22 protein-coding genes are annotated in these 20,166 nt (G+C 47.5%); 20 read left to right on the top strand and 2 right to left on the bottom strand.

What is annotated here, in order from left to right; all coding sequences use genetic code 11:
* The first annotated feature begins 111 nt into the window (after positions 1–111).
* From QQK89_RS11445 to QQK89_RS11420, 6 genes are all read left to right on the top strand, one after another.
* Positions 112–828 (top strand): YebC/PmpR family DNA-binding transcriptional regulator, encoded by a 717-nt coding sequence (locus QQK89_RS11445; protein ID WP_284238699.1) that lies wholly within the window; start codon positions 112–114, stop codon positions 826–828.
* A 189-nt stretch (positions 829–1,017) separates the two neighbouring features.
* Positions 1,018–1,956 carry an aldo/keto reductase family protein gene (locus tag QQK89_RS11440; protein ID WP_284238698.1) on the top strand — a complete coding sequence of 313 codons (939 nt, stop codon included), beginning with the start codon at positions 1,018–1,020 and terminating at the stop codon, positions 1,954–1,956.
* A gap of 21 nt (positions 1,957–1,977) precedes the next feature.
* Positions 1,978–2,826, top strand: coding sequence for an NAD-dependent epimerase/dehydratase family protein (locus QQK89_RS11435; protein ID WP_284238697.1), 849 nt, complete (start codon positions 1,978–1,980; stop codon positions 2,824–2,826).
* A gap of 135 nt (positions 2,827–2,961) precedes the next feature.
* Positions 2,962–3,864: a DMT family transporter gene (locus QQK89_RS11430; protein ID WP_284238696.1), complete on the top strand. Its 903-nt coding sequence runs from the start codon at positions 2,962–2,964 to the stop codon at positions 3,862–3,864.
* Between the two features lie 19 nt (positions 3,865–3,883).
* Positions 3,884–4,081 (top strand): DNA-binding protein, encoded by a 198-nt coding sequence (locus tag QQK89_RS11425; RefSeq protein WP_284238695.1) that lies wholly within the window; start codon positions 3,884–3,886, stop codon positions 4,079–4,081.
* 73 nt (positions 4,082–4,154) lie between these two features.
* Positions 4,155–4,616, top strand: a complete 462-nt coding sequence (locus QQK89_RS11420; protein WP_284238694.1) for a VanZ family protein — start codon at positions 4,155–4,157, stop codon at positions 4,614–4,616.
* A 45-nt stretch (positions 4,617–4,661) separates the two neighbouring features.
* On the opposite strand, the gene QQK89_RS11415 is transcribed toward QQK89_RS11420, so the two are convergent.
* The gene (locus tag QQK89_RS11415) at positions 4,662–5,243 is read right to left on the bottom strand and encodes a TetR/AcrR family transcriptional regulator (RefSeq protein WP_284238693.1); all 582 of its coding nucleotides are present in this window, start codon (positions 5,241–5,243) and stop codon (positions 4,662–4,664) included.
* A gap of 251 nt (positions 5,244–5,494) precedes the next feature.
* On the opposite strand from QQK89_RS11415, the gene QQK89_RS11410 reads away from it, so the two are divergent.
* The 6 genes from QQK89_RS11410 (at position 5,495) to QQK89_RS11385 (ending at position 11,486) form a co-directional block, all read left to right on the top strand.
* Positions 5,495–6,964 (top strand): DHA2 family efflux MFS transporter permease subunit, encoded by a 1,470-nt coding sequence (locus QQK89_RS11410; protein WP_284238692.1) that lies wholly within the window; start codon positions 5,495–5,497, stop codon positions 6,962–6,964.
* 151 nt (positions 6,965–7,115) lie between these two features.
* Positions 7,116–7,391 carry a chorismate mutase gene (locus QQK89_RS11405; protein ID WP_284238691.1) on the top strand — a complete coding sequence of 92 codons (276 nt, stop codon included), beginning with the start codon at positions 7,116–7,118 and terminating at the stop codon, positions 7,389–7,391.
* 124 nt (positions 7,392–7,515) lie between these two features.
* Positions 7,516–7,785 carry a hypothetical protein gene (locus tag QQK89_RS11400; RefSeq protein ID WP_284238690.1) on the top strand — a complete coding sequence of 90 codons (270 nt, stop codon included), beginning with the start codon at positions 7,516–7,518 and terminating at the stop codon, positions 7,783–7,785.
* Entirely contained in the window at positions 7,769–8,860 is a 1,092-nt protein-coding gene (locus tag QQK89_RS11395) for a GerAB/ArcD/ProY family transporter (RefSeq protein WP_284238689.1), read from the top strand. Before QQK89_RS11400 ends, QQK89_RS11395 begins: the two co-directional genes overlap by 17 nt.
* Positions 8,857–10,263, top strand: coding sequence for a spore germination protein (locus QQK89_RS11390; RefSeq protein ID WP_284238688.1), 1,407 nt, complete (start codon positions 8,857–8,859; stop codon positions 10,261–10,263). Before QQK89_RS11395 ends, QQK89_RS11390 begins: the two co-directional genes overlap by 4 nt.
* Positions 10,260–11,486 (top strand): Ger(x)C family spore germination protein, encoded by a 1,227-nt coding sequence (locus QQK89_RS11385; RefSeq protein WP_284238687.1) that lies wholly within the window; start codon positions 10,260–10,262, stop codon positions 11,484–11,486. Before QQK89_RS11390 ends, QQK89_RS11385 begins: the two co-directional genes overlap by 4 nt.
* A 65-nt stretch (positions 11,487–11,551) precedes the next feature.
* Here the strand turns inward: QQK89_RS11385 and QQK89_RS11380 are convergent, their stop codons facing one another.
* Positions 11,552–12,169 (bottom strand): LysE/ArgO family amino acid transporter, encoded by a 618-nt coding sequence (locus QQK89_RS11380; protein WP_284238686.1) that lies wholly within the window; start codon positions 12,167–12,169, stop codon positions 11,552–11,554.
* Between the two features lie 160 nt (positions 12,170–12,329).
* Here QQK89_RS11380 and QQK89_RS11375 point away from each other — a divergent pair, with 160 nt between their 5' ends.
* The 8 genes from QQK89_RS11375 to QQK89_RS11340 all read left to right on the top strand — a co-directional run bounded on the left by QQK89_RS11375 (position 12,330) and on the right by QQK89_RS11340 (position 20,165).
* On the top strand, positions 12,330–13,766 hold the full coding sequence (locus tag QQK89_RS11375) for a PLP-dependent aminotransferase family protein (RefSeq protein WP_284238685.1): 1,437 nt from the start codon (positions 12,330–12,332) through the stop codon (positions 13,764–13,766).
* A 118-nt stretch (positions 13,767–13,884) separates the two neighbouring features.
* Positions 13,885–15,918, top strand: a complete 2,034-nt coding sequence (locus QQK89_RS11370; protein ID WP_284238684.1) for an acyltransferase family protein — start codon at positions 13,885–13,887, stop codon at positions 15,916–15,918.
* Positions 15,919–15,940: 22 nt separating this feature from the next.
* Entirely contained in the window at positions 15,941–16,444 is a 504-nt protein-coding gene (locus tag QQK89_RS11365) for an RNA polymerase sigma factor (protein ID WP_284238683.1), read from the top strand.
* Positions 16,444–17,337, top strand: coding sequence for a DUF3298 and DUF4163 domain-containing protein (locus QQK89_RS11360; protein ID WP_284238682.1), 894 nt, complete (start codon positions 16,444–16,446; stop codon positions 17,335–17,337). The genes QQK89_RS11365 and QQK89_RS11360 overlap by 1 nt, the downstream gene beginning before the upstream one ends.
* Positions 17,338–17,689: 352 nt before the next feature.
* On the top strand, positions 17,690–18,178 hold the full coding sequence (locus tag QQK89_RS11355) for a hypothetical protein (RefSeq protein WP_284238681.1): 489 nt from the start codon (positions 17,690–17,692) through the stop codon (positions 18,176–18,178).
* A 47-nt stretch (positions 18,179–18,225) separates the two neighbouring features.
* Positions 18,226–18,810 (top strand): DJ-1/PfpI family protein, encoded by a 585-nt coding sequence (locus QQK89_RS11350; RefSeq protein ID WP_284238680.1) that lies wholly within the window; start codon positions 18,226–18,228, stop codon positions 18,808–18,810.
* A gap of 93 nt (positions 18,811–18,903) precedes the next feature.
* Positions 18,904–19,236, top strand: a complete 333-nt coding sequence (locus QQK89_RS11345; protein ID WP_284238679.1) for a winged helix-turn-helix transcriptional regulator — start codon at positions 18,904–18,906, stop codon at positions 19,234–19,236.
* 203 nt (positions 19,237–19,439) lie between these two features.
* Entirely contained in the window at positions 19,440–20,165 is a 726-nt protein-coding gene (locus tag QQK89_RS11340) for an NAD(P)-dependent oxidoreductase (RefSeq protein WP_284238678.1), read from the top strand.
* Position 20,166 lies beyond the last annotated feature (1 nt).

The following is a 20,166-nucleotide window of genomic DNA, read 5'->3' as shown; positions in this document are numbered from 1 at the left end:
ATCACAAACGGTTGCTGAGCAATCTTGTATGACAATTCATTTCAGGAGTTGTCCAATACAAGGAAAAGCCGTTATAATAGGCATATAGAACATTCAAGAAAGTGGTGCAGTATGGGTCGTAAGTGGAATAACATTAAAGAGAAAAAAGCTTCGAAAGACGCTAACACAAGCCGCATTTATGCGAAATTTGGTCTTGAGATTTATGTAGCAGCCAAGAAAGGCGAACCAAACCCGGAATCAAACGGCGCTCTGAAGTTCGTACTCGAACGCGCGAAGACGTATAACGTGCCGAAGGCGATCATCGACCGCGCGATCGAGAAAGCAAAAGGCAGCTCCGATGAGCAATATTTTGAGCTTCGTTACGAAGGTTTTGGTCCGGCAGGCACGATGATTATCGTTGACGCTCTGACAAACAACGTTAACCGTACGGCTCCCGAAGTACGTTCCGCTTTCAACAAAGCGGGCGGCAACATGGGCGTAAGCGGTTCGGTTGCTTATATGTTCGATCAGACGGCGGTTATCGGCGTAGAAGGCAAATCGCTTGATGAAGTGATGGAGATTATGCTTGAGGCTGACGTGGACGTCAACGATATCGTGGAAGAAGACGAATCCGTTATGGTCTATGCCGCTCCGGATCAATTTAACGCGGTACAAGAAGCGTTCAAGGCTGCCGGCGTAACAGAATTTGTCGTTGCCGAAGTGACTATGCTTGCGCAAAACTTCGTAACTCTTCCCGCTGACTCGGTTCCGGCTTTCGAGAAGCTTATTGACGCGCTCGAAGACTTGGAAGACGTTCAACAAGTGTACCATAACGTTGAATTTGAATAAGTTTCATGTACATGACGGTCGCCCGGTGGGCGGCCGTTTTGTTGTTACAGCGCGGGATTAACTAGGTATATTCAAGTATAGTAGGTAACCTGGAACCAATCTAATGAAAAACATTTCAGCTCTTTTCAAGCCGGTGGACGTCCTTTAGAATAAGCTTTGAATTCAGGAAACGAATGGAGGAGCTTAACAATGAAATATCGGAAACTTGGCGGTACTGGACTGAAGGTAAGTGAAATCAGCTTGGGAAGCTGGCTAACATATGGCGGTTATGTGGAGCGCGAGAATGCGGTAAATGCCATTCACGCCGCTTACGATCTTGGAATTAACTTTTTTGATACGGCAAACGTGTACGAGCGGGGGGCGGCGGAGGAGCTGGTTGGCGAAGCGCTGAAAGCGTATCCGCGCGAATCCTATGTTCTGGCGACGAAAGTATTCTGGCCGATGGGCGACGGTCCTAACGACCGCGGCTTGTCCCGCAAGCATGTGATCGAGCAGGCGAATGCCAGCCTCAAACGTCTTGGCCATGATTACATCGATATTTATTATTGCCACCGTCATGATCCGGAAACTCCGCTTCATGAAACGCTTCGCGCGATCGATGATCTCGTCCGTTCAGGCAAAGTATTGTACGTAGGCGTAAGCGAATGGCAAGCTTCGCAAATCGCAGAGGCGCTTGGCGTTGCGGATCGTTACCTGCTGGACCGTATCGTGGTTAACCAGCCGGTGTACAATATGTTCGAGCGTTATATCGAAAAAGAAATTATTCCGCTTAGCGAACGTTCCGGCATTGGTCAAGTTGTATTCTCGCCGCTGGCTCAAGGCCTCTTAACGGGCAAATACACTTCGACTACGGATTTCCCTGCGGACAGCCGGGCAGCGAAGATTGAATGGATGGGCAAAGGTATTACCGAGGAAAAAATCAACAAGGTTCGCCAATTGGAAGCTGTTTCTGCAGAGCTTGGCATTAGCGTAGGCAACCTGGCGCTTGCCTGGATTCTCCGCCAGCCAAACGTAGCGAGCGCCCTTGTTGGCGCAAGCCGTCCGGATCAGGTAACCGAAAATGCGAAAGCTTCGGGAATTACGCTAAGTGAGGATGTCCTTGCGCAAATTGAATCGATTCTGAAGTAATAGCCGAAGGAGACGCATAGCATGGCAAAAGTGGTAGTCACCGGCGGCAGCGGAATGTTGGGAAGATGGATCGTCAAGCATTTCGTTGACCAAGGGTATGAAGTATTAAATGCAGACACGCGCCATCCGGAGGAAGCGTTGTGTCCGACTCTCATCGTTAATCTCGAGGATCTGGGTCAAACCTACGGCGCGCTCGCCGGAGCGGATGCCGTTGTCCATATGGCGGCAATTCCAAGAGCGGGGATGGTACCTCCCGAGGCGACGTTCCGCAATAACGTGATGTCGACCTACAACGTGCTTGAAGCTGCAGCAGGATTGGGCATCCAAAAGGTCGTTATCGCCTCTAGCGAATCTTCCTATGGGATTTGTTTTGCGGAGCATCCGTTTGGTCCGCAATACGTGCCGATGGACGAGGCGCATCCTCAGCTGCCCCAAGACAGCTACGGTTTGTCCAAAGTCGTAAATGAAGCCACAGCGGACATGTTCCACCGCCGGACCGGCATGCAGGTTGTGTCACTCCGTCTTGGCAACGTGATTCCGCCGGAATGGTATGAGCGGTTCCCATCGTTTATCCATAACCCAGAAGAGCGGGAGCGGATTTTGTGGAGCTATATCGACACTCGCGATGTGGCAACTGCATGCGAACTGGCGATTAAAGCCGAAGGGCTTGGTTCCGTGGCGATTAATCTTGCCAATGACGAGTCAAGCATGGATATTTCAAGCCGGGAGCTAATGGCAGCCCGTTACCCGGAAGTTGCCGATTTCCGCGCACCGCTTGAGGGTTATGAGTCCCTTCTCAATAGCGATAAAGCGAAGCAACTGCTTGGCTGGCAGCCGAAATATTACTGGCGCGAGCAGCTCGGTAATTAGAAACGGAAAGACCGGCATTCACCGTATTTAATTGGTGAAGCCGGTCTTTTTGTATAGACAGCGTTTCCAACCTAGGAGTATACTTTATTAGCTATCATTTGGAATTTACATATGACATAAGAAGGTGCGGTACTTGTGAGTTATCTGTTTCTGTTCCTGGCCACATTGGCGTGGAGTTTCGTGGGGGTATTGGTCAAAACGGCGTCTACGATGGTAGACAGCTCCATCATCTCGTTTTGCCGGTTCTTCTTTGGCGTTATTGTGCTCGGAATCTATCTATTGATGAAAGACGGGAAAATTCAATTCAAGTACCGGATGAAATGGCTTTGGTTTGGGGCAGCCGGCAAGTCGGCCAATTATATTTTCGAGAATATTGCGCTTATGATCGGCTACTCTTACGGCAATATTCTAGTTCAGCCCGTACAGACCGTTGTTCTGCTGTTTGCGGGCAGCGCGATCTTCAAAGAAAAGGTATCAAGGTCTGGCTGGATCTCGGCCGCATTGTGCGTAATTGGCGTCATTGTCGTAGGTTGGAACGGCGTACCGCTGGACAAGCTGTTTGCGAGCAGCGGATTAACGACCATTCTCTTTACGCTAGCGGGGATCGGAGCGGCTGTACATGTATTAAGCCAACGCATGCTCGTTCAGACCATGGATAACGGGAACATGAACTTCTCGGTCTTCCTGATTGCTACGTTAATGGTGTCTATTCCGATTCCGTTCCAGTCGCAAGGGTTCACGGGAGTCTCAACGGCCGGGGCATGGCTTGCGCTTGTCTGTCTTGGCGTTATTACGGGCCTCAGCTTCTTCTGGTTTGCGGAAGCGATGAAGAAGGTACCGTTTGCGGTAGTCGCGATTGTCGGCAACAGTTCGGTCCTGTTCTCGATTCTGTGGGCGTACGTGTTTTTCCAAGATCCGATTACAAGCTATATCATGATTGGCACACTAATCTTTGTAGCGGGTTTCTTGCTATTGAACTTCTCGGGTCCGCGGATAAAAAAGGCGAAGCGGGAAGACAACGTGGAAGCCGCATTATAAATAGAACGGAGGCAATGGCATGGATCAACTAAGCAATCTGCCCAATAAGCTGAGCAAGCCGGCCCAGCGGGCATTCGCCAATGCCGGTTACGCGAAGCTGGAGCAATTCGCTGAGCTGACGGAAGCCGAAGTGCTGGCGCTGCATGGCGTTGGACCAACAGCTATCGTTCTGTTGCGTCAAGCATTAGCCGAGAAGGGGCTAGCCTTTCGGGCATAAAGAGACAAGCAGCGGTTAACGTGACCGCTGCTTTCTTTTTACAGTAATTATAGTTATGAAGGAGGCTATATTCATGCATAAGCATAAGGCAGAAACAAGATGGCGATGGGGGAGACCGATTTCGACTCTCATCATGGCTCTTTGTATCCTATATAGCCTTATCATGATCAAGTTGTTGTTTATCCGCGGGAGCTATGGCTGGCCGACCTATAATTATAACGTCATTCCGTTACATACCATCAAATCGTTGATTTATAACCGGGAGCATTATAATACGGATGCCTGGGTGAAAAACTTGTTCGGGAACATCGTTTTGTTCATTCCAATCGGGGTATTCCTTCCGGCGATGAACCGCAAGCTGCTGCGGACAGCTAGATTTCTGCCTGTCACAGTCCTTATTCTATTTCTTGTTGAATCGATCCAACTGGTGACGAAGGTAGGGAGTTTTGATATCGACGATATTATTCTGAACACGTTGGGCGCCTTAATTGGATTCGCTGTTATGAAAGGCGCCGCTCCGTTATTAACCCGATAGACAATAGAAAAACCATGCCAACTTGGCACGGTTTTTTGTTTGCGGTTATTTCTTCATAACTCCCTCGAAAAACACTTGGTAGGATAGCAGAAGCTGATCGCCAAAGTCGTCCTTCGACAGTCCCATCGCCCAATTGATCATGACGCCAAGAAAGATTTTTAAGGCAATATGGGCCATCGTCTCAGCAGGGATGGTTGTCGTAAATTCTCCGGTCTGCTGGCCTTTCTCGAAGATAGGTACCAAGCAATCCACGATATAGCAAAAACCTTCTTTACTCTCTTCAATGTTCTGATTATTGGCTAACATGCCTTGGATGGAGAGGAGCAGCATGCTTTGATTCCCTGCCATCGAGTCGCCAAACTTCTTGATCAAGGCGATGAAGCGGGGAGCATAAGGGCCGGGTTTATCCTTCAGGTTGACTATCTCATCCATAGCCACGATTTTATCAAGTTTACCTCTAACATCCTCTTTGGTCTTGAAATAGTTGAAGAAGGTGCCTTTCGCAACGCCGGCAGCTTCCGTAATTTGAGCGACGGTGGTTGCTTCAAAGCCTTGTTCGGCAAACAGGCGCATCGCCGCATCAAGTATGCGGTTTTTCGTCTCGAGTTTTTTCTCTTCCCGGTTCACAGCGATCATCCTCCGTTATTGCCTACAGTATAGCATATCCCGTATGGAAATGGGTCTAAACAATTAATGACCATAAGTACAATAAAAATATATTTCCAAGCGAATGTTGGTCAATTGTTCATTAAAATCAAGTAAGAAAACGCTTTACTATGAACGTTTTATAAAAATGACCGACAGTATAAAATTAAGTTGACCAATGGTCACTTTATCGCTATAATCCAAATGGAAGAAGTCAAGAATGGAGGATTCACATGACAAGTCATTCAGCAGTACCGGATGCGAGTACGTTTACGATTAGGTCGATTATCGCTCCGCTTATCGCAGTTATCGTTGGTTTATTTATGGTTATTCTGGACGGGACCGCGATGAACGTTGCTTTAAGCGGCTTTATGAAGGAGTTCGGCAAGGATTTGTCCGTTGTGCAGTGGACAACGACAGGTTATGCGCTGGCGCAGGCGGCAGTTATTCCGCTGGCCGGTTGGTTGTCCGATCGGTTCGGGGCCAAGCGGATATTCCTCATTTCTGTAGGGATGTTCACGGCGGGTTCGTTATTGTGCGCGTTCGCGGGCAACATCGAAATGTTGATTCTGTTCCGCATTATTCAAGGGCTTGGCGGGGGCATGGTTATGCCGATTGCTTTTGCAATCATCTACAAGCTTAGCCCTCCCGAGAAGGTTGGCTCGGTTATGGGGATGCTGGGCATCCCGGTACTGATTGCGCCGGCATTAGGACCGGTTGTTGCCGGAGCGTTGATCGACTACGCAACATGGCATTGGATTTTCCTGATTAATATCCCGCTTGGCATTATAGGCATTATTGCCGGCGTGCGGACTTTGCCGAATATCGAGCGGCAAGCGGTACAATCGCTGGATATTCCGGGAATCATTTTTGGACCGCTCGCATTTGCAGCTTTATCGTACGGGGTAAGTGAAGGGGGAACAAGCTGGACTTCCGTTCAGACGTTAACGGGTCTTATAGTAGGTGTTGCCGCCTTGCTGATCTTTATATTTGTCGAGCTGCGCAGCAAGCAGCCGCTGCTCGAACTGCGGGTATTCCGCTCCAGCGATTTCAGCCGCGGAATTATCGTGCAATGGTTTACGCAAATCGCGCTGATGGGAACGTTCTTCCTCATTCCGATGCTGCTCATTCAAGTCCAAGGACATACGGCAACGGAATCGGGTATCATTATGCTTCCGCAGGCGATCGCCTCCGCGATCTTTATGCCGATTGGGGGAAGATTGTTTGACCGGATTGGCGCAAGACCATTGCTTGTTACCGGCTTAAGCATCGTTGGAGTGGCATCGTTCCTGTTGTCGAACATCTCCGCTGATGACGGATTGTCGTTAATCCTCATTACATCCGGCATGTTTGGCGTCGGTATGGGTCTGTCCATGATGCCGATGAATACGTACCTCATTCAAGCTTCACCGCCTAGCCTGGTTGGACGCGTAACGTCTCTTACTTCCGCAACCCAACAGGTTATGACTTCGTTTGCGATCGCCGGTCTCAGTACTTATCTGACGACGAAGATCAAAGACAACGTAACGCCGGGCGAAGCGCCATCGCTGGATGCCATGTACCAATCCTATGGCGAAACGTTCCTCGTTGTTGTTGGCATTGCTGTTGCAGGCGCTTTATTGGGCTTGCTGTTGCGCAAACCGGCGAAATCTCCCGGCAGTGAAGGGAACGTTGTGGAAGCACCGATGATGATGGGGCATTAATCCGAACGAAAACACCATTTATTTCTGAAATGTTCAGGAATAGATGGTTTTTTTCGTTTACAATTCGTTATCTAGTGTGGTATCTTCTATATATAATTGTTGCTTTATCGCTATAAAGCGTCTACGCGACATCTGACTACGGAGGGTGCACATGACTGCATTAGAGGGACTTCGAACCGCTATTGACAAGACGGACCAACAGATTATTGCATTACTTGCGCAACGATTCATCTTTACAGAAGCTGTAGGGGAATACAAAGCGGAGAATAAGCTGGATCCGCAAGATCCAAGCCGTGAAGAGCAGCAGTTCAAAAAAATTGCGGAGCTCTCCGAACAATATGGCTTAAAGCCTGATTATGCCTCCGATATATACCGCAAAATAATTGATATTGTCATTTCAAGACATCAAGAGCTACTATCTAAATAACGGAATCTCGCATAAGCACGGCTGTTGTAACCATCGGTTACACGGCGGTGCTTTTATTTATGTACATATTCCCAGTCTGAATGGAGCAAAATGACAATACGTCAAAAAGCTGGGAGGGTGCCGCTTGATCATCCTCGGAATATTCGTCATTACGGTTCTCAGCTTTATGCTGATGGCCATGCTCGATATGCTGGTCTTTCAACAGCCGTATTTGAAGGTGTTTGTACATTTGCTGCCGGTGTATCCCGATACCTCAACGATCTTTATGTTTCTTGTCGCATTTGCGATGGCGGCATGGGTTCAATATGGAATGACCGAGCGATTGAAGAAGAGATACGGGGGCAAAAATTCCAATAATCAAAGTGGGGAGAAGCGTGATGCCAAGCAAAGTTAATCTTATTGATACGTTTACGATGCAACTGGTTTTTTTGCTCAGCACCGCGATTATTTTCGGTTCGCCGAGCCTTGTTCCGGACTCGTGGCTTGTTGGCATTATCGCTTTTTTTCCGGCTTGTTTGTTAATTGTTTTGTATTGCGCGATGTTATCGTCGAAAGAGGATATGGGGCTATATCCTTTGCTCGAAAGAGCATGGGGGAAGGTTATCGGCAAAATGTTCATACTGGTCTACTCGACTTATTTCCTGTATATTGCGGCCCGAAACATACGGGATATGATTGAGCTCATTATGAGTATTTTGCTGCGCATCACGCCTGTTCCCATGCTGACGACATTGTTTGTTTTCGTAATTGCGTATTGCGCGCTAGGCGGCATACATGCCATTGCCCGATTCGCCTCGTTAATTTTGTGGATCATTTTGTTTATGCTTGCGACGCTTGCGGTCTTATTGATGTTCAGCAGTTCCATTATTTTGGAGCAGATGCTGCCTTTCTTATCGAAAGGACTCTGGCCGGTTGTTCAAACCGCGTTTAAACACTCCATCTGGTTTCCCTATGGGGAGATCATCGTCTTTCTTGTCTTTCAGCCGCAGTTAGGCGGGGCGAAAAGAATGCGCAAAGTAACTTTTTACGCCTTCGTGACGACTTGTATCATTTTATCCGCTACAGATCTTATTCAGGTGTTGACACTTGGCATCGAGAACAAGAAATTTTCGGTATTTGCGCTTCTAGATGCTGCGCGGCTTATTAATATTGCGAATATCATCACCCGGATGGATGCGTTAATTGCTCTCATCATCATGTTTGGTACGTTATTAAAGTGCGCGATTTTTCTGTATGCCGCAATGGTTGGCGTATCCCGCATATTCAAGAAGAAGCCGGAGGATTACGCGTTTTCTCTTGCGATGCTGGCCGGAGCCTTCTCGATTCTAGTTACCCGCAACAGCGCCGAACATGTGACGGAAGGCTTGAAGTATGTGATCTACACGTTGCATATTCCTCTTCAGCTGCTAGTGCCGCTCTTGACGCTGATCTTGCTTCGAATTCGCTACAGGAAAGGGGCAACAACATGAACCTGGACAACCATGGCCATGGCGAACAATTAAGCAGTCTGGAACGGGTAAAACAGTTCTTCCAATCGAAGTTTGGCCAGACGACTGACCTGGCTGTCGTATCGATTTCCATCGGATCCTACGAGGGGCTGCTTTGTTACCTAACCACCATGACGAGCTCGGATTTCATTAAGAAGCAAGTCTTGAAAGAGTTGGCTTCTCCGGAAGTCAGTTCACCGCCCACCAAAGAAGCTGTCTTTCAACAGCTTGGGAACAACCATTTTGCCGGACTAACGCATGAAGTAGTGACAGACCTCGAGCAGCTTCCCCCAAAGATTGTTCTTGGTTATGGCATTATTCTAATAGAAGGAGTGCCGATGGCTCTTGCGGTTGATGTCAGATCGCTCAATTCCAGATCCATTGAAGAACCTACAACTCAGAATGTCGTCCGGGGGCCGAAAGAAGGGTTTACCGAATCGGCAGATACGAATATGAGCTTGATCCGCAGAAGATTTAATAACGTAAATCTGCGATTTGAAAAGTTTGAGCTAGGTTACATGACGCATACGGCGGTCTATATCGCATATTTGGATGGTGAGGTAGACACGGAAATTGTGGACCAGGTGCGAGAGAAATTGAAGCAATCCCATATCGACAGTTTGTTTGATTCCGGACGTATTGAAGAACTGCTACATTCCAAGGGGAAGGGCATGCAGCTGTTTCCCACGGTGTATAATAGCGAACGACCGGATGCGGTCTGCCGGCATATGACTAATAAGAGAATTGCCATTATTGTAGACGGCAGCCCGTTTGTGCTAGTTGTGCCGTCTATTTTCACCGATTTCTTCAAGTCTCCGGAAGATGAATACCAATGGTTTGTGATTGGTTCTTTCTCCCGTTATTTGCGGTATTTCGCTTTTATCCTCTCGCTTACCGTACCTGCGCTGTATATTGCGGTAACAAGCTACCATCAGGAGCTTATCCCAAGTATTCTGCTGACCAGTATAGCGGCACAGCGGGAAGGCATACCTTTTCCTGCCAGTATCGAAATTTTGCTGATGGAAATCACCTTTGAAATTTTGCGCGAAGCCGGTACGCGAATGCCTCGGATCGTTGGAGCAACCATTTCGATTGTTGGCGCATTGGTGCTTGGTGAAGCGGCCGTGCAAGCCGGCGTAGTATCCAACATTACGGTGATCGTTGTCTCCTTAACCGCGATATCAGGTTTTGTGGCTCCTATCTATACGTTTGGCTCCAAGGTCAGGTTTTTCCGGTTTGGCATGATTGTACTTAGCTCGGTAATTGGGTTGTACGGACTTGTCTTAGGCTGCTGCTTGCTTATGATCCAGCTCACCCGCATTGAATCGTTTGGCGTTCCTTATTTGTCCCTATTCTCGAAGTGGGATAAAAGGAGCGTAACATGAGATTGATGCGCTTTGTGTGCGTCCTGATGCTTTGTCTCTCATTAGCTATGATGGGTACGGGCTGCTGGGATCAGGTCGAGCTTAACAGAGCTTCCATGATCACGGGATTGGCACTCGAGAAGGGAAATCACATGAAATACAAAGTAACCTTCGAGATTGTTAATGCGCTGGAGACCGATCCCAATAAAGGGGGAAAAGGCGGCACGCCTACCGCAATCTTTACGAAGGAAGGCAATTCCATTGCGGAAGCCGTCTCGAGATTGAACGAAAGCCAGGAACGTTACCCTATTCTTGCCCATGTTCGCGTTATCGTTATCGATGAGAAGCTCGCCAGAGAAGGTATCAATCAGTTTATGGATGTGCTGCAGCGGAACCGGTATATCCGTGAAGATGTTCTTGTACTGGTAGGGAAGGGAGCTCCTGCCTCGGATTTCTTGCGAACCGTATACGCTAGGGGGCAATATGCCAGCTATAAAATCCAGACGCAAGTGGAGATGTACCGCAAGTTGTTTGGCGGAATTCCCCGCAGTCACCTCTATGATGTGGCGCAGGCTATACTGACCGATGGCCGCACTCTTATGCTAGGCGCAATTACGATTTCGGGCGAGCTTGAAAAAAGCGAAAGTTTGGACGCCATCAAAACGATTTATCCGGTCGCCATAGTAAAACTAGCAGGTGCTGCTGTATTTAAGGGAGACAAATTAATTGGTTACCTCAATAATGAACGGACCAGGATGGTCATGCTTGCAAGCGATTATGTAAGTACAAGCTTATTCTCCATCCCTGGACCGGGGGGGAAGCCAACTAGCTCCGGCGCGGTAGCCGTGCAATTCTACCATATGCACAGCCGGATGAAGGTTAAGATGGATGGGCAAAAGCCTTCTTTCAAGCTCCATGTCGAGGGGGACGGCAAACTTACGAGCGTTGATCGTAGCATCAAACTGACCACGGTTAAAGGTTATGAAGAACTCGAACATCTGACATCCAACTACGTGAATGAGCAGATCCAGGAAACCTTCGAATACGTGCAAAAAGAACTAGGCGTTGACGTATTTGGATTCGGCCAGCATTACTACCGGTACCATTTCCAGAAGTTCAAGCCGCTGGCCGAGGAATGGGATTCGCTGTTTACGACGGCTAATCTGGAGGTGTCGAGCAGCTTTACGGTAAGACGGCCTGATCTGAAGACGCAGAAGGTGGAGAAAGACGGAATTGGTCCGTAAGGAATAGTTGTAAGGAAGAAGACCACCAGCTTGCAATGGCTGTTGGTCTTCTTCGAGGTGGAAGGTTAGAGCAAATCGGGAGCATTGATGAGCAACATCATGATGGCCGAAGCCCAAATGAGAACGGCTGATATTTTATTCATCACCATCATTAGTTTCCCGCTGGAATCAAGCTTGCCGATTAGCCGGCCTGCTGAGGCGAGGGCGAAAAACCATAACCAGGAAACGAGAATACAGGCAAGAGAGAACATGCCTTTCTCCAATCCGTTGTAATGCAAAGAGCTGGTACCTATGACGCCGATCGTGTCCATAATGGCATGCGGATTAAAGAGCGACACGGACACGGCGAGCAGAATCTGTCTGCGCGGCGAGTATCGCGTAGTTTCGGCAGCTGTTTGCGATGACCCTTCGGACCGCCAAGTCATCCAACCGATATAAGCCAGAAACAGGACTCCGGCCGCAATTAGAATGGTTTTCAGTACGGGGACGTTTATAATGAGGACGGAGACGCCAAGAATCGCAAGCATGATGAGAACCGTATCGCATAAGGCCGCCGCAACGACGATGGGCAGAGCCATCCGAAATTTAGACTGCAGTGCGCCTTGGGTGAAAATAAATACGTTTTGCGCGCCGAGGGGTAAGATGAGCCCGATCGACAACAATAAACCATGCAGAAATGGCAACTTGAAACACAGCCTTTCCATGTTGTAAATATGTCCTTATTGTAACGAGTCCAATGGAGGTTGTCGCCATCCAAATGGTTGGCTAATGTACCAACCAACATTGAATTGTGGTAACGTTGGTTGGTAGGATTGCCAACCAACGTTTATACAGGAGGAATCGATGAGATTCGAAACCAATTGGAAACCGGACAGGGATAGCGGAATTCCTCTATACCGGCAAATTATCGATTATATCCGCGTTAAGATCGAGAGCGGCGAGTGGCCGCCCGGCAGCCGCATACCGACGGAACGGGCCATCGCTTCGGCTTGCGGCGTGAACCGGAGCACGGTCGTGCAAGCTTTTGCCGAGTTGACGGCTGATGGTTATATTGAAGGGAAAAGCGGAAGCGGGACAGTCGTAACGTTAGCTTCTTGGACTAAGGAAGTTCCAAAACTCCCCGATTGGGAATCTTATGTGAAATCAGGAATCCACCGGCCAAACCAGCGTACGATTCAAGATATCAATCATGCGGAATTTATTCCAAACATTATACGTCTTGGAACAGGGGAGCCTTCTCCGGACTTATACCCTAAGTCGATGGCTGATCTATTACGACAAATGCCGCTTCAAATGAGCGACTTTGGCTATCCCGAACCTCGAGGGCTATATAAGCTCCGTGAAGAAATTAGTAAGCATATGGCCGGCTATGGCATTTATGTTTCGCCGGATTCGGTGCTTATTGTTTCTGGCGCTTTGCAAGCTCTTCAACTCATTGCCGTAGGTTTACTGAAGAATGGCTCTCAGGTGTTGACGGAATCTCCCTCCTATCTGCAATCACTGCAAGTTTTTCAATCTGCCGGGATGAGCTTATCCGGACTCCCCATGAATAAGGATGGACTGGATACCGCGGTTCTCGAGCATTACGCAAGAAGCGGGAAGGGGACGATTGTGTATACAATCCCCAGCTTTCATAACCCAACTGGTATCGTAATGTCCCATGAGCGGCGGCAAGAGATATATGAGCTTTGCGTCCAGCATAAGCTGCCGATCATGGAGGACGATGCGTATCGCGATTTATGGCTGGACGAACCCTCACCGCCTCCAATCAAGTCGCTAGACCAGAACGGGCTTGTCCTTTATATCGGAAGCATGTCGAAGACATTAAGTCCCGGGCTGAGGATCGGCTGGGTTATAGGGCCGGAGCAGGTCATTCATCGGCTTGCGGATGTTAAGATGCAATCGGATTATGGAGCAAGCACATTATCCCAATGGACGGTTATGCAGTTCTTGTCGCAAGGGCTGTACGCGGAACATCTTGACCGTGTGCGGAGTGAACTTCGGATTCGCCGTTCCTACATGCTTCAACTGCTGGAGCAATACATGAAAGGAAAGGCGGAATGGCGGGTGCCGCGGGGAGGGTTTTACATTTGGTTGCGCTTGAAGGACGGCGTATCCATTCCTTCCTTATTTGAAGCGTTGTTGAAAGAAGGAGTGCTGATCAATCCCGGCTACCTCTATGACAAATCCGATCAGAACCATATTCGCTTGTCTTACTCTTATGCCTCTTTTGAGCAAATGGAGACTGGAATTCAGCGGTTGGCAAGAAGCATTCCTTGAAGAGAAGGGATGCTTTTTTTTGTTCATAATTTCCATATAAAAAAAGCAAACTTTTTGCCTGCTTCCTGCGTCTGAATACACGTAGCAATTAATTGATAAGTAAGGGACGGAAGCAGCAATGGAAGACAACATGAACAGCAAGAAACGTTACATGCCAGGTATTGACGGATTACGGGCTTTATCGGTACTCGCCGTCATCGCGTACCACCTCAACATGAAGTGGGCACAAGGAGGATTAATAGGAGTTGCGATCTTTTTCGTCATCTCCGGCTACCTCATTACCGATCAAATCCTTATTCAGAAGCAGCGCCATGGAAAACTTGATTTGAAAAATTTCTGGATAAGAAGGGCGCGCAGGCTTCTTCCTGCGATGTTCTGTATGCTGCTGTTCGTTACCATATGGCTGTTGTTCATCGATCCCAACCGATTGATCCACTTGCAAGGCGATTATTTGTCTTCCTTGTTGTATGTGAATAACTGGTGGCTGATCTTCCATCAAGTTTCGTATTTCGAAAGTTTTGGCCCGCCGTCTCCCATCGGACATTTATGGTCCCTGTCGATTGAAGAGCAGTTTTACCTGATATGGCCGTTATTGCTTCTTCTGACGTTTAAGCGAGGCAAGTTATTTCTTTGGATTTTGTGTGCGGCTGTTGTGTCTGCGCTAGCGATGGCTTTTCTATATACACCGGGTTCCGACCCAAGCCGTGTCTATTACGGTACGGATACCCGCATGTTTGGTCTATTGATCGGGGCAGCTCTTGCCGTTGTTTGGCCTAGTCACAAACTCCAAGACTCCGTATCGAAAGCATCGCGTTTCTCCATGGATTTGGCGGGTGGAGCAGGACTTCTCCTACTGCTGTGGATGATGTATCGCATGAACGAATACGACACTTCTTTGTACCGCGGCGGATTTTTTGGATTGTCGGTAGTAACCGCGATTGTAATCGCTGTCCTAGCGCATCCTGCAAGCTTTCTTGGCAAAGTATTAGGCACTCGTCCTCTCCGCTTTATTGGCGTTCGTTCCTACAGCTTATACATTTGGCATTATCCCGTTATTATTATGACGAATCCGGTCAACCAAGCAAGTAAGCCAGGCCTGCTGCTCATTGGAGTACAGATTGCCGCAAGTTTCGTATTGGCGGCATTGTCGTATAAATTTGTGGAAGAACCGCTCCGCCGGGGATCATTCCGTTCCATCTTGCAAACGATGCGATCGGTTAGATGGCTTGGCGTGCAGCCTTTAGCTTTCTTATTGATCATTCCAATTCTACTTACGCCTAGCGTTAATGGCGGTTATTTGCTTAAAGCAAAACCGGCGCCCGTACCCGTGGTCTCCCAGAACGAGAAGCCGGATGATGACATCCAGCCCATTAGTCCAACGCCAAGCGGAAGTCCGGAAGACGATCAGAAGGTTGTTAACGCGGATCAAGACCCTGCTACGCCGGATGTTAAAGTCGAGAAGGATCAAACCACTCCTACACCATCCGATGAGCCAGAGAAGACAAAAGAACCATCCGAGACAAAAAAACCGGAATCGACGCCTGATCCAACCAAGGAACCGGAAACGACGGAGCAACCACCCGGGGATAAGTCGGATGCAACGAATGAACAACCGGATAAGGGAACGTCTAATGATGAGAATAAGCCGGATGAGACGAAACCTCCGGTAGGGAATCTGTCAGGCAAAGGAATTACCGTGATTGGCGATTCGGTCATTCTCGACGCCGCGCCTTTCCTCGAGAAGAATCTTCCCGGTATTGTAGTAGACGGCAAGGTTGGCCGGCAATTGAGGCAGGCACAGGAAGTCATTGACCAGATGAAGGCAGATCATACGATTGGCCATACGGTCATTATTGAGCTTGGCACGAATGGTGCTTTTACAAGCAAGCAGTTGAAAGTTTTGATTCAGTCTCTCGACCAGGCGGATCATATTTATCTCGTGAATACGCGTGTTCCACGGAACTGGCAGGACACCGTCAATAAAATGCTGCCAGAAGTTGCTAAGGAATTCGACAACGTAACCATAGTAGACTGGTATTCTGCAAGCGAAGGGAAGGACGAATTTTTCTCCAAGGATGGCGTTCATTTGAAGCGGGATGGCGCGGAGTTCTATGCGGCTATGCTGATGGATGCGATCGGAAAGAGACCATAAATAAAAGAAGGGTATGCCGGCTATGAATAGAAAGACCGAACAACTGTTGACGGATTGTATTACGGATAATAAAGAGAACATCTACCGGCTAGCCTATAGTTATGTCAAAAATAAAGAGGATGCGCTAGATATTGTCCAAGACGCCATTTACAAGGCAATGACAAGTATCGAGCTGCTGAAAGATCCGACAGTGGTTAAGAGCTGGTTTTACCGGATTGTGGTGAACACTGCTTTGGATTTTTTGCGCAAGCATAAGAAGGTTCATCCCATGGAGCAGGAAAAGCTGGAGTTGTATACGCCAGGCACGGAGGATGCCTATACGGATATCGATCTGGTCTCGACACTCAAGGATTTGCCCTCTAAATACCGGGAGGTTGTTGTCCTTCGCTACTTCGAGGATATGAAGATTGAAGAAGTGGCGGATGTGCTTCACGAGAATGTCAGTACGGTCAAAACAAGGCTGTATCAAGCTTTGCGGCTGCTTCGCGTGAAACTAAAGGACACTTCCTTAAAGGAGACGAAGTAATGAACGATATACTCGAGAATCTTCGGAAGGAGTACCAATCGGTGCCGATTCCGGAGGAGCTGGACCTGATCGTTAACCGTTCAATTAAGAAAGCCTTGAATACGCGTAGAGCGAAACGATTGAAAATAAAAGGAATGACGGCTGCTGCGGCAATTCTTGTGTTTCTCATTGCGATTAACGCAAGCACAACCGTTGCGAATGCATTCGCCTCGATCCCTGGTGTTGAACGTATTATTAAAGTGCTTACGCTGCATGAATTTACGATAAAAGAAGTGAATTACGAGGCAGATATTAAGGTTCCCGCGATTACCAACATGGATAACAAACAATTACAGCTTGGGCTGAACGATAAGTATTTGAATGAAAACAAAGCCTTATTCGAGAAGTTCCAAGCCGAGATCGAGAAGCTGAAGTCGCAGGGATTAAACGATGCCCATATCGGCGTTGACGCGGGTTATGAAGTGAAGACGGATAACGAGACCATCTTCTCGATCGGCCGATATATTTCGCAGACGGCGGCATCTTCAACGATGGAAATGCAGTTCGATACGATCGATAAGAAAAACCAGATTTTGCTTACCTTGCCGATGTTGTTCAAAGACGAGCAATACACCAAACTGATCAGTGCCAACATTATCGCTCAAATGAAAGAGCAGATGAAAGGCGATGATGGGAAGATCTACTGGATTGCCGGGGAATCCGCCGACATTCCATTGGAAGAAGCGTTCTCCTCCATCAAGAAGGATCAAAGCTTCTACATTAATAAGGACGGCCAGCTGGTGATCGTCTTTAACAAATACGAAGTAGCCCCCGGCTACATGGGATTGATCGAATTTGTCATTCCAACGGAAGCGATCCAATCCGATCTGGTGAGCAACCATTATATTAAGTAGTTTGAGAAGCTGTCTCTGGTGAGACAGCTTTTTTTGTGCTTGGAGGGTAGAGCGCGCGGGGGCTTAACGATGCGGCACATCGTAAGGGATGCTTAATTGCCTCATAAGTGCTGCCTTTACGATTCGGTACATCGTTAAGCAACGGCATATTCGCTGATTCCCCCCTTTTCCAGATAAAATGCAGAATCTAAAGATACCGCACATCGTTAAGCATCGTTGCGATGTGCAAAAGTAGAGTCTTTACGATGTGGCACATCGTAATGGTTAAAGGATGATTTATATTCCAAATAAAGGAACGAATAAGGTGATGGAGAACTTTATTTTAGATAACTTATGGGAGGGAGGGTTAATATTGAAAGCTAATAAAAAATCGGTAACGACTATAATTTCAGTAATAGTCCTGTGCTTTATAATCATTTGGATTAAATCAACTAGTGGCAATGAAACACTCTTGGCTAAAGCCTCTCAAATAAATTTATATGAGTTTGGGAATAAAATAGAGATCACCAAACATTCCGATTCCGAGACATATAACAGGATAGTAGAACTGATTGATATAGAGTTTCCGGATATTTATGGGTTCGATCCTCCTATATCTGATGACGAGTTTAAAAATTTAAAGAGTTTCTCGGTAGAGTTTATATTTAAAAAAACAGAAACCATTCTGTCCAATACTATTGAAGGCAGAAAAAAATTCAAGATTATTTCCATTGATTTTCCACTAGATGATCAGTGGGAATATCAAGCGTATGTTACAACGGAAGATGGGCTGCATTATTTTATGGGAGCCAGAGATAGCTTGAAAGTGTTAGTTAGTAATATAGTTCCTAATACGAATTAAGGTCATGTAGATTATTATCACAATAGTTGAAAGGTTTGGTGGCCGCAATGAAGATCGCTTTTGTCTTATTCGACGGGATGACGAGCATGGACTTTGTTGGATTCTATGAGGCAGTGACTTGGATCGGGATTCTAAAGGTAAAAGATAACGTTACCTGGGCGTTTTGTGCCGACAAGGAGGAAGTGACGGATGACCGGGGACTAACAATGAAGGCCGACAAAATACTGCCGAATTTAGGGGATTTCGATCTTGTATTTCTTCCCGGCGGTTTCGCAACCCGAACACTTCGGTTTGACGATGCCTTCATGAGTTGGATTCGGACGGCTGAACCTGCGCGCTACAAAGTCTCCGTCTGCACGGGAGCGTTGCTGTGGGGGGCGGCTGGATTTCTGCAAGACAAGAAGGCCACTACGAATTCAGCGGCATACGAATTGCTCGAACCCTATTGCGCAGAAGTTATTAAAGCCCGCGTGGTCCGCGACGGCAATATCGTCACAGGTGGCGGAGTAACTTCTTCAATCGATCTCGGAATATATATGGTTGAATGGCTTGTGAATGCAGAAACCGCTCTTCTAGTGCAGCAAAAGCTGGAGTATCCGTATTATCAAGCAAGTGAGCGGAGGGAGTTTTAAACTCTGATTGACCGGACCGCGAGTGTTCTGTAAGATTTTGTTAGGTGCATATTTGTATACCGTGCTTATTTAAAGGTTAGGGGATGAAAACCAATGATTCATAAGCTTGAATGTCCAGTGGAGACAATCATTCATGTTCTAAGCGGTAAGTGGAAGCCAATGATACTGTGGAACTTGATCCAATCCAATAAGCGGTTCAATGATCTGGAAAAGCTTATTCCCGACGTTTCTCAAAAAATGCTTTCTCAGCATCTTCGAGACTTGGAGCAAGAGGGCATCATCGACAGAACCGTCTACCCCACCGTCCCGCCCAAAGTCGAATATTCCCTTAGCGAATACGGTAAAACATTGATTCCTGTAGCAGAAGTCATGTGTGCTTGGGGAGAAAACCATAATAAACGAAAATATGAAGAATCTGCATCTTGAAGCGGATTATGTCCTCTCAAGGATTGAAGGATTTACAGCAAAAGCTGCCATGGGATTATCCCTGGCAGCTTTTGTTGTTTCCTGAACAGCGCTCTCCGCTTAATACTTACTTTTTGGTAAGGACCCTACATTTAAGTGCGTTCTTATCAAGGTTTGGAAGTGATGTTAAGCTTAAGCCAATCAATGATTGGAGGGGTAAAACGATGAAAATTATTGTTTTCGGAGCAACAGGAAACACGGGTAGAATGGTGCTGGAGCAAGGGGTTAGAGGGGGTAATGAAATGACCGCATTCGTGCGGAACGCAGCGAAGTTGTATGAACAGCAAGCCTCTACCGCCCAACAATTGAAGGTAATCGAGGACGATATTCTAAATCCAATAAGCGTGGGCGAGGCGCTTTCCCATCAAGACGTTGCTATTATAGCTGCCGGCAATGCAGGTCAAGGAGAGGAGTTTGTTCGTCTCGTTGACAACATTATTAGCCAATGTGAAAGCAATGCTAGTTTTTCCGGGAGGGTATGGGTCATGGGAGGCGCCGGTCTGCTCGATATTCCGCATACGAATTTCATTGGCAACAATCTGCCCGGGTTCCCGCCTGCTTACAAGAATCACAACCGTAATTATGAACGCCTGCTGCAGTCTGAACTGGATTGGTCCGTTATGTGTCCCGGAACGATGATTAATGTTGTAGAACCTTCGGCGCCGTTCCACCTAAATATAACAACGGATACCTTGCCCTTATTGGTTCCAAGTTCAATTAAGGAGTTCTCCGAGACCGAAATAGCGGGTTACTTGTTTAGCCGGCTTGAAGAGTTGAATGTTGCCTACGATGATGTTGTGGCATGCATGCTGGAGCAGCTAACGCTCGAAGGGCCTTATAAGAGAAAAAGAGTCGGGCTCGCCTATCGAAGCGATAGTCCTGTGGGTTAGG

Origin of the sequence: Paenibacillus glycanilyticus, assembly GCF_030161375.1 — a bacterium.
GTDB classification, from domain to species: domain Bacteria; phylum Bacillota; class Bacilli; order Paenibacillales; family Paenibacillaceae; genus Pristimantibacillus; species Pristimantibacillus glycanilyticus_B.
The sequence above is the reverse complement of the archived record's forward strand: the minus strand, read 5'-3'. Positions and strand labels throughout refer to the sequence as shown.